We start from the raw sequence: 11,978 nt of genomic DNA, 5'->3' as shown, positions 1-11,978 counted from the left end.
ATTTAAAGAAATAATGCTTTTCCCTAAAAGTTCAATTGAATAGAATCAAGCGCGTTCTCTTCTTCCTCATTGCTGCCGCTCAATCCGATATGTTCGATTAGAATGCTTGGCTGTTCCAAAATCGCCGATAGGATGTGTAAGTAGTCGTTTGATAAAACCTCGATTCTGCTTTTCTTAAACAGTTTTTTCGAATATTCAAACAGTCCGTGATAGTTGTCGCGGTCCGCCTGAATCGACAAGGTCAAATCGAATTTCGCAACCGGATGATGAAATGGATACGGCTTGAGTTGAAGAGAATCGAAAGTCAATTCAGCATGATCGAGATTTTGCAGCACAAACATCGTATCGAATAAAGGATTGCGGCTTGAATCTTTTGGAAGATGCAGATGCTGAATTAATTCTTCCAACGGATAGTCTTGATTTTTATAGGCGTTCAGCATGTTTTCTTTTACTTCGTTTAAGTAGGCATCAAATGTTTTACGGCCCGCCGGGTGATTGCGAATGACTAACGTATTGACGAACATTCCCACGACCGGCTCTACATCCAAATGAGTCCGCCCGGCAGATGGCGTTCCTACGATAATATCTTCTTGTCCGCTGTATTTGGATAAAAGAATCGTATAGGCTGCCAATAAAATCATATACAGTGTTGCTCCTGTGTCTTCTTCCATTTGGCTTAAACGCTGTTTCAAGTGTTCGGGTATAAGAAATTCAAATGATTCGCCTTCGTAATCGCGTATGGCAGGTCTCTCATAATCCGCAGGCATATCCAGTACAGGAATATCACCGTGAAACTGATCCAGCCAATACGCTTCCTGGCTCTTGATGTTCCGTTTCTGAATGTCCGATTGCTGCCAAACTGCAAAGTCTTTATATTGAATAGAGAGCGGGTCCGGTTCGTTCCCCTCGTAGATTCGGCTTAAATCTTTCATCAGAATATTGACGGACACGCCGTCAGAAATGATATGATGCATATCAATCACAAGCACGTGCCGCGCAGGTTCAATTTCAATCAGTCCGGCCCGCATCAGCGGCGGTTTGGCTAAGTCAAACGCTTTGATGAAATCAAGCACACGGTCTTCCGCTTCTTCTTCGCTTGCTTGAATCCGTTCTATCGTAAAGTCGACGTTCTGATGAATACGCTGTGCCGGCTCGCCTTCATATAAATCAAAGCTGGTCCGCAACGCTTCATGACGCGCGATTAATTTTCGGAAAGCGGCGTTTAACCGTTCGGGATCGATCGTCCCTTCCACATTCATGGCACCCGTCATATTGTAAGTCAGCTCGCCGCCTTCTGTGTGACTTAACAAATACATCCGCCTCTGAGCTGAAGAAACCGGATAATATGGCATTTCCTTTGCAACCGGAATCGGTACATATCGATTTTTGTCCATGTGTAACGCCTTGTCAGCCAATTGTTCAATGGTAGGAAACTTGAATATGTCTTTGAGAGACAGATTCACATCCAGCTCTTTGTGAATTCTGGCGGCTAAGGCAGCCGCTCGAATGGAGTTGCCTCCGAGATCAAAGAAATTATGTTTGATCCCCGCATGGCTTATTCCGAGCACTTCCTTCCATAAATCTGTCAGTTTGGATTCCGTCTCATTACCCGGCGGAACATATTCAGCTGTCAGCTGCAGACTCGCTTCTGGGGCTGGCAGTGCCTTACGGTTTATTTTCCCGTTGGACGTTAACGGCATATGCTCCAGATGGACAAAATAGGACGGAACCATGTAGTCCGGAAGCTCCGATGACAATTGTTCCCTAAGCTGCGCAGCCGCTATAGGCTTGCCGCTTACGTAATACGCGCATAATTGTTTTAAGCCGTCTTCTTCTTCTTTCACTGTAACCGCGGCTTTTTGCACCGCTTCCGCGTTATGCATTGCTGCTTCAATTTCACCAAGCTCGATTCGGTATCCCCTGATTTTGACTTGTTCATCAACGCGCCCGATATATACAAGATTTCCGTCCTTCAACCGCTTAGCCAAATCCCCTGATTTGTACATCTTCGCTCCCGGGACATACGGGTTTTCAACAAATTTCTCTGCCGTTAAATCCGGACGGTTCCAATACCCTCTGGCAACACCCGGTCCGCTGATATATATTTCGCCGATTACCCCGATCGGAACCAGGTTTCTGCTTGCATCGGCCACATAAATATCCGTGTTGGCAGCCGGAGTGCCGATCGGTACAAATTCCCGCTTGTCCCGTTCTGCGTCGAAGTGATAAATCATACATCCGACGACAGCTTCCGTCGGTCCGTATTCATTGAAAATGTCCATCCGGCCTTTAAACTGCTCGCTGACACTTTTGGCCAGACGGGTGCTTAAATTTTCTCCGCCGACAATCATTTTCCGTATTGCGGTGCCGCCAGCGATATTCATCTCCTTGATGACGTGCAGATGTGCCGGGGTCAATTTGATCATGTCTATTCTTGAGTCCCGCATAATCTCAGAAAGCACAGCGCTTTTATCTTCGCCCTCAAAGACAATGATGGTATTTCCCGTAACCAGCGGTGTAAATATCGAGGTCACAGTCAGATCGAAAGAGATGGAAGAGTATAATGGGAAGTTGGTTTTCTCACCTCTTACATAAACCTCTTTCGCCCACCAAATATAATCAGCCAGTCCCTGATGCTCAATGAGAACACCTTTTGGATTTCCCGTGGAACCTGACGTATAGATCATGTAGGCCAAATCATGCGCATCGCTGTCCGATTCAAGATTCGAGTGATCCTCATGGTATGAGTTTTCCTCATCCAAAAGCACAACGTCACCATCATACGGTAATTGATCCAGCAGGCTGCGCTGTGTCAACACAACCTCCGCCCTTGAATCTCTCAGCATATATTGGATCCGATCTTCCGGATATTCAGGATCAATGGGCACGTATGCGCCGCCGGCTTTCAGAACAGCCAAAATTCCGACAATCAGTTCGATCCGATGCGGGCAGATGATGGCAACGAATTGATCCGCTTGTACGCCTTTTGTCCGTAACGTCCGCGCCAATCGGTTCGCCCGTTCATTGAGCTGTCTGTACGTATACCGCTCATTGCCAAAAATAACGGCTTCATGATCGGGACTCTGTTCCGCTTGCATTTCAAACCATCGGGTTACTGTTTCGTTATGCGGATACGGCGTCTTTGTGCCATTACACTCCGTCAGCAGTTGATGCCGTTCGGTTTCAGACAGCATAGGAACGGAAGACAATGTCATCTCCGGCTGCTCAACAAGACTGTTTAAAATGGCAGTATAGTGTTTGGTGATCTGTTCAATGGTGTCTTTTGTGAATCGTCCCGGTTTATAATCAAAATGCATCTCTATCTGTTGACCGGCATCTTCGATCGTGAGCATCAAATCATACAAAGAGACCCCTGGATTTCGTTCTTTCACTTTAAATGTACATTCATTGTGCCGGATTTGATGAAATTCAATGTTTTGAAACACAAACATCGTGTTAAACAGAGACTTTCCGGTTGTTTCCCGCTGCACATTTAATTTCTCCACAAGCCGGTCGAATGGATAGTCTTGGTTTTCGAAAGCGTCAAGCGTCTGCCGCTTTACTTCTTCCAGATAATCCGTAAACGTTCTATTGGCGTGCGGCTTCGTCCGGATTCCAATGGTTTGTATGAAAATACCGATGATTTTTTCGATATCCGGATGATTTCTTCCTGAAGCAGGCGTGCCAACGACAATGTCTTCTTGTCCCGTATATTTATGAAGCAGCACATTATAGGCGGCCAGAAGCACCGTATAGAGAGTGGTTTCCGCCTTTTGCGCCAAATCTTGAAGCGAACGGATGACATCCGGCCGTAAGGAGCATGTCACACGCTGTCCCTCAGAAGACCGTTCTGCCGCTTTTGAACCGTCTGTCGGCAGGTTAAGGATGGGAATTTCGTCTTGAAATTGTTCCAGCCAATATGTCTCCTGCCGCTTCATAGCATCCTCATTCAGCCGTTGGTTTTGCCATTCTGCGAAATCTTTATATTCAAATTCAATGTCCGGTAATGGTTTCTGATGATATAAAGCCAGCAATTCATTTGTAAGGATGTTGACGGAATAACCGTCCGAAATGATATGATGCATATCGATGAGCAGTTCGGCCTGCTCGTTTTCAATCTTGATCAGCTCCGCACGAACTAACGGAGCTTGGTCCAGGCGGAACGGTTTTACAAACCGGTCTGAATAGGCATCAAATTCGTCCCGGCTCATTGTCCGGACATGAACGTTAAAATCAACTTCGTTTTCAAGTTTCTGAACGATATCGCCATCTATAATGTCGAAATACGTGCGAAACGCTTCGTGCCGCTGCATCACTTGTTGAAGAGATGAGATCAGGGCTTGCTCATCGTACTTCCCTGTTATTGATATTTGGCCGAACATATTTTGCGCCAGCTGATCCGGTTCCAGTTGGTGCAGGAAATATACTCTTTGCTGCGCCGGCGATGTCGGGTAATACGCTTTTTTCTCGGCAGCCTTCATCGGGAGGTGCACGACTTTTGTTTCGTTCTGAATGAAATGTGCTAATTCCTTAACAGTCTGGTGATTGAAAAATTGTCCGATGGAAACCTTTTGATGAAATGTCTTCTGAACTTTGGAAAGCATAAGCGTCGCCTGGAGCGAGTTTCCTCCCAGAGCCAGGAAGCGATCTGATCTGCCGACCCGTTCAAGGCCGAAAAGTTCCTCCCAAATCCGCGCCAGCTGCCGCTCCGTTTCATTTACCGGCGCCTCGTAGGCTTCAGTGAAATTTGCTGTATTGCTTCCTATTGAAGAGACCCGCTTCTGGTGTTCGGCATACAGTTTTTGTAAATCATGCTGTTCTTCATCGGAAAACAGCATCATGGCGTCAAGAGGGATTGAATCTCCCTCAACCATTTTTTGCAGCAATTTTGTAAAACCCGCTCCCCACTTTTTCATGATTTCCGGACTGATGACGTTCGTATTAAAGTCGAAATCAAGAACATATTCTTGATGCGCGTCTGTTATGTTAAGAAATAAATCGTACAGGGTGCATTTTACCGGGTATGCAACGGGCTCCGCTTCCGCCTTTCCGAAATGCAGCTTTCGAAAAGGCCTGTCTAAATTAAAGATAATACGCATATCCGGCACTTGATCGTGCGGAAGCTCTCTGGCCACCAGTGTCATCGGGACGGCTTGGTGCCGCATTGCAAGATTCACGCTTTCTTTCATACTGCCAAGATAACCGGATAAAGTGCTTTCTGAAGAAGACGTGTTCTTCACCGGAATCATATTGACGCAATTTCCAACCAGATCATGCTGTTTCATATGCGATTGACCTGCAGCGGGGACCCCGATCACAAGGCCTGACTGTTTGGTAAGCCGGTGCAGAAAAAGATGAAATGCACCCAGCATCGTCACAAATACGCTATTTTTCATCTGAATGCTTAATGACCTTAAAGCCTCGCTCAATGGCCGTCCAAGCCTGACGGTACACCGGTCTCCCTCATACCCCTTCGGATAACGGACAGAACCTGCGCTCGGCAGAATTGGCTGCTGTATCGGTTCAGAGAAATGACGCCGCCAATACCGGACCCCTTCTTCATAATGGCCGCTGTCAATCTGTGCCTGCCGCCAGTCTAAGTATTGGTGAAACGAAACATCTGCCTCTTTCGGTGAAATCGGCTTTCCTTGTACAATTGCCGCGTAGTTGCTCTCCAGTTCTTGAACAAAAACGGCGATTGACCATCCATCGGCAATGATATGATGGAACGTGAGCACAATCAGATGTTCATTGTGAGCCGCAGTAAGCACATGGATTCTAAACAAAGGCTTTTGTTCATGGAAATGAAACGGCCGCTTGGCATCTTCTGTCAGCCATTTTTGAATTTCCGACTCCCGATGTTCATGCGGGTGACCGGTAAAATCAATGACTGGTATTTCTATATTCATCCGTTCCTGCACTTGCTGTACCTCGTCATCGGGATGAATCACCGTACGTAAAGCTTCATGACGGTCAACGATATGCCGGACGGCTTGTTTTAATGGCGTATGCTGCAGTTCGCCCTCCACTTTCAGCATAATGGACTGGTTTAAAGCGGCGGAAGCTTCATTCCCGTAATGGGATGCCATAACCAACTGCTTTTGTTCAGGTGAAAGCTCGCGCGTCCCGGACTTTTTACGGCCTCCGCCATCAGGGGAATCCGGGCCTTCCGGAATAAATCCGCCTCGGCGAAGATCCTCCACCGTGTCTTTCACCGCTTGAATAATATTTTCGATATCATCCGCGGTATGCGCGACGGACAAGAAGCAGTTGCGTCCTTCCCACACATAGACACCTTTATAGTTGAGATGGTAAAAGAACAAGTCATTATCAAGCGATGAGACAAACCGGAATAAAGAACCGAATCGAACCATGCGGATAGGCACTTGCGCTTGTTCGAAGCAGCGATTCAGCTCATCGACCAAGTAGGCTGTTTTTTGATTCAGCTGCTCATACAGATGTTCTCCCTCGGTTTGTAAATGACGAAGGACGGCTAATGACATTCTCATGGTAAGCGGATGAGTATTGAAGGTGCCGGCCACAAACGTGCGTTTCGCCTCGTCTTGCGGGTAGGAATCGTCCCCATACTGCCAGGTACCCCCGTCGATCGCATTCATGAACTCAGCTTTTCCGGCAACTACCCCTAACGGCTGTCCGCCGCCGATGATTTTTCCGTAGGTCACTAAATCAGCCTGAATGCCGAACCATTCCTGTGCGCCGCCGAGACCGATCCGAAATCCGGTAATAATTTCATCCATAATCAGAGCTGTTCCGGATTGCTGCGTGATCGCCCGCAATTCTTTCAAAAATGCCCGCGGCTGCAAATCCGGTCTGCGGCTTTGTACCGGTTCCACCAGTACGGCTGCCAATTCATCACCAAGACTGCGGATCACGTCCAGCGAATCGGGATTGTTGTAATGTAAAATAATCAAATCATCCATAAAGCTTTGCAGTATACCCGGAGCCAGCGGATTCGCAGACGCGGCTCCGCCTTTTGTGCCGGCAACCCCTAATACGCCGTCAAACGTGCCGTGATAAGATCCCGAGAACGCCACGACTTTCTTTCTTCCTGTTGCCGCCCGCGCCAAACGCAGGGCAACCATGACGGCCTCTGTTCCGGAATTATAGAAAGCGACCCTTTCCACCCCGGTACATGTGCGGATCCGGTCGGCAACTTCACCGGCGACATCTGACATCGGGCCGAGCGGAGGCAATGATGAACGGGCTGAATCATCGATAACCTGTGTAATAAAGGAAGGATGATGCCCGAAAAGGTTAACTCCGAACCCCATGGTGATATCGATATATTCATTTCCGTCAATATCCCACATTTTAGAACTGTCAGATCGTTCGGCGATAATCGGGTATACGATTTCCTTCCAATACGAACGGAAGCTGGACAAGTTGCGGTTGTTTGCATGAGCAAATCGGGTGTTGTCCGTATATTGTTTGGAACCTTTCGTTTTATCTGCGTATTTCTTGATGAAATCTTCTAAGTATTGTTTTTGCCGTGCGGTATAGTGTCCCTGATCATGCAGGTTCTGAGGCTGGAAAGGAACATAGGGTTTCGCTTCTTGAGCCGCTTTCTTTTCTGCAGTGACGGCCGGAGGCCCCTGCTTGACAGAAGGAATTGATTTCTCTTGCGCTTTAGCGTATTCTTTCTCATCGGAATGATGTCCGCTGTTTCTCAACAAATTAAAGCTATTTAATTGAGCTTGCAAGGTATCCTGAATTAATTGATTCTGAGAAGCGATTATTTTTTCGAGCATATGCTCTTGATGACCTTCTCTGCGATCCGATTCAGACTGTGCTTCTGAAATGACCTGTATTTCCTGCGCCGGAACATTCTCTTGAGGCGGAGCGGATGCAAAGGACGATGGAACGGTCTCAGCCAAGTAATCTATGACACTTTGAAGGTTGTTCATCGTATCAAAAAAACGATCCATCGGGATGTCTGCCCCAAATTCGTCCGCGATGGCTTTTTTGACCTGTGACAGCATGATGGAATCCATTCCGAGCCCGATAAAATGAGCATTCAGATCGAGTTCCTCCGCTCTGATCCCCGAAGCATTGCTGATTACAGTTTTCAGGAAGGATTCAATGTGCGACTTCGATTGATTGATATTCAATGCCGCTTCTCCTCTCTTTTCGTCCTCGTTTAAGCGCAATTGGTCAGCTTCAGCCCAGCATCGGCTCCGTTCAAACGGATACAGGGGCAATGGCGTCTTTTGTACAGTTTCACCGGAATAAAGCGCGCGCCAATCGATAACGGCTCCTTGCACAAATAATTCGGCGGCGCGATGCAGCCATATGATCCGTTCATCTTGCGTACGTAAACGCTGCTTAATCAGTGCGGCTGCTTGTTGATTCAGCTCTTCTTTATGAGCGGGCAGCATTTCCTTCATATTCTTGTAGCCGATGTATACACCGGGAAGGTTTCTGTCTCCCTGAATCAGGCGGGTCAGCTTATCCGATAGTTCTTGTTTACCGGATACAATCATGGCAATGCCATGATCCAAATGAGCCCTGCCCGTACTGGCTGTATAGCAAATGGACTTTAATGAAGCTTGGCTGTCATCCGATACATATTGCCGGTACTGCTGTGCGAGTTCATAGAGTGATTTTTCAGTATGAGCGGATAAAACAAATAGGTGCGGCCCATGTTCATCCTCGGGCGCATACTCACTTTGAGAAATATATTCTTCCAATACCACATGAGCGTTCGTTCCGCTAAAGCCAAATGAGCTGATTCCGCCTCGCAGCGGCTCATCACCGGATGTGAACGCTGCAGCTTCCTGGTTTACGTAAAATGGTGAAGAGTGAAAATGAATGAGCGGATTAGGTTCATTAAAGTGCACTAACGGCGGATTTTTCTTGTGATTCAGCATGAGGACAGATTTGATCAGCCCGACGATGCCTGCCGCTTCAAACAAATGACCGATGTTCGATTTAACAGAACCAATCGCACAAAATTGTTTTTTTGCCGTATACTTTTCAAACGCTTTACAAAGCCCGTTAAATTCAACCGGATCGCCGAGCTTCGTTCCGGTGCCATGCGCTTCGATGAAAGACAGTGTTTCAGGGGCAATGCCCGCGTCTTTCCAGGCCGTCTCAATGACCTCAGTCTGAGCTGCCGGATTCGGTGCTGTAATCCCGGCGGTTGTTCCGTCTTGATTCAGCGCGCTTCCCTTGATTACGCCGTAAATATGGTCTCCGTCGCGAACAGCATCCTGCAGAGGTTTTAGCAGGACTGCGGCCGCGCCTTCACCTGTGCCAGTACCGTCCGAATCTTTGCTGAACGTTTTCGTGTACCCGTCCGAAGATTCCATATCAAGTCCGATACAGATCGGCAAGAGCGATGTCCGGATACCGCCGGCAAGAGCCATTTCACAATCGCCGGATATTAAAGATTTACATGCCATATGAACGGCGGCAAGCGATGAGGAGCATGCCGTATCGACTGTGACCGCCGGCCCTTTTAAATTTAGGAAATAAGCGATTCGGCTGGCTAACACGGAAGGAAGATTGCCCACGATATATTGATGAAGCTCCTCCGGATAATTCGCAGAAAGGAGACGTTCATAATCGTAGCCCACCTTCGAGTACCCTGCATATACCCCGACACGGCTCCCGTTCATGCTGCCGCCGGCATAGCCCGCATCTTCAATCGCATGCCATACAGACTGCAAAAACAGTCTTTGGTTAGGGTCCATAAACTGAGCCGTTTTAGGAGCTAAACCGAAGAACGAGTAATCAAAGCGGTCGATTTCATCTAAATAGCCGCCCTTCACAAACTGATTCTCATTGATTTCGCTTTGGATGGACTTTAAATAATCCGCCGCATCTTTCAGCCGGGATGCAGGGTATTCTCGAATGCTGTGCTCACCTTTTTCAAGCAGATTCCAAAAATCACTTTTCGTTGATGCTCCAGGGACATTGAGCGACATCCCGATAATGGCGATATCTTTCGGCGTCACATGGCTTGGTTTCGCTGCCGCGTCCTGCTTGATTTCAGCCCGGCTTTCAGACAGATATGCCGCTAAATCAGTGATAGAAGGATACGTAAAGAGATCTGAAACGGCAAGCTCGCGTCCGAATTTCTGTTCTATGCGCTCGGCAATCTGCGATAACTGTAATGAATTTGCTCCCATATCAAAATAACTGTCAGCGAGGTGAACCTTTTTCCCATTGAGCACATCGGAAAAGATAGACAGTAATTCCGTTTCAATTTCATGAATGGGAGTCTGTCCGGATGTTTCCGGGCTGCTCTCCAAACATTCATTGATAGCGGCAGACTCTGTTGCAAAATTCCCTGCCTCATACTGTCTGGCAAGTTCGTAGCGTTTAACCTTTCCGCTGGTTGTTTTAGGGAGTTTTCGGATCGGAAGGACTTCTTTTATGCTCCAGCCCCCCCGCTTGAGCAAATGCTTTTTTATCTCTTTGACAAGCGGTGCGAATTTTTCAGGTGATTTTTTGTAAACAACAAAGAGCACGATTTCTCCGCTTTGTGTCTTTTGATCATATACACCGCAGGCGGCAACTCTTCCTAAGTCAACCTCTTCCATTTCAATCGCGACCCGTTCAATATCGTGCGGGTAGATATTTTTTCCGTTCACGAAAATAATGTCCTTTTCTCTTCCGGTTACGACTAAGTTACCACTTTCACTAATGAATCCGAGGTCCCCCGTTTTTACCCAGCCGTCAGAAGTCAGCGCTTTTTCCGTACTCTCAGGGTTGTTATAATACCCTTGTGTCACATTGTCTCCTTTGATCTGGATATGGCCGATGATTCCGTGTTCTACTCTTTCATTTGCTCCATCGGAGATCCGAAGCTGACAATAGTCAATAGGTTGTCCCACTTCGACGAATGAAGCGCAATTTTGATCCTCTTTGCTTACTTTTACAGCTCTTTCACCAAGATTTAAATAGTCACGATGCAAATAAACGGGAACGAATTCTTTACCTAATTTAGAGAATGCTGCGCCGACCGACGCTTCCGCTAAACCGTAAACATTCAAAATGGCGGATCTTTTCAGATTGAATGCTGCGCATCTTTTCAAAAATTCGTCACATAGCTCCGGCAATATCGGTTCTGCACCGTTTGCGATGACCTTGATGTGGGATAAATCCCAGTCTGGTTCGTTTTTCAGAAATTTAAGGAAGTAGTTGTACCCGAAATTAGGAGAGGATAGAATACTGGCTTTATGTTCATGAGCTTTTTTCATCCAAAGAATAGGTCTGCGAATAAATAATTCTGTAGGCATTAGATTTTGATTGATTCCGGTTATGAAGGGAACAAGGTGGCAGGCGATGAGCCCCATATCATGCGTTAAAGGCATCCATGATAAGAAAGAGTCTTTCGAATGAACGGCTAGGGCATTCCCAATGGCGCACGTGTTATGTATTAAGTTGTGATGCGTTAACATGACTCCTTTTGGATCTCCTGTCGATCCTGAAGAAAATTGGATAAAGGCGAGTTCATCCGCATCAGGTTCATAAAACGAAGCGGGGTAATCGTAGGTTTGATCTTGAATGATGTCAGATTTTTCGTTTAATTGATGATGGAAATCCTGTAAATCGTGTTCTGCAGCGTATTTCTTTATTTTGTCCAATACTTTTTCAGAGGCAATCAGAAACGGATGATTTAATATATTCCAAATGCGCCAGACCTTCAGCTTATGGTCATCATCTTCTCCGATACTGACCGGTACCGGGATCATTCCTCCTAATATACAAGCCCAAAAAGCAACGACAAATGATTTGTTTTCTTGGATTTGAAATACAATTTCCTGCTTCGGCTTAATGCCGAGATGCTGTAAATAGCCAAGATACCCTTGCGCCTCTTCAAACAATTGGCGATAAGAGACAACCGTCTCGTTTTTATCGGATTCGATAAAACGGATCCCGCGATCAGAGATATTGCTTCTTTCCCGAATGACTTCTACTAAGGTTTGGAATTGACTGGTATACATAGGTCC

At 46.7% G+C, this 11,978-nt stretch carries 1 protein-coding gene; it reads right to left on the bottom strand.

Annotated features, from left to right (window positions below; translation table 11 throughout):
• Positions 1 to 23: 23 nt before the first annotated feature.
• Positions 24 to 11,972, bottom strand: coding sequence for a bacillomycin D hybrid PKS/NRPS BamA (gene bamA / locus ACWJJ5_RS05130; RefSeq protein ID WP_454022260.1), 11,949 nt, complete (start codon positions 11,970 to 11,972; stop codon positions 24 to 26).
• Positions 11,973 to 11,978 lie beyond the last annotated feature (6 nt).

Source organism: Bacillus sp. JK74 (genome assembly GCF_053663395.1).
The sequence above is the reverse complement of the archived record's forward strand: the minus strand, read 5'-3'. Positions and strand labels throughout refer to the sequence as shown.

Excerpts from the sequence above, each read along its gene's own strand:
- bamA (WP_454022260.1), bottom strand. The coding sequence starts at position 11,972 with ATGTATACCAGTCAATTCCAAACCTTAGTAGAAGTCATTCGGGAAAGA.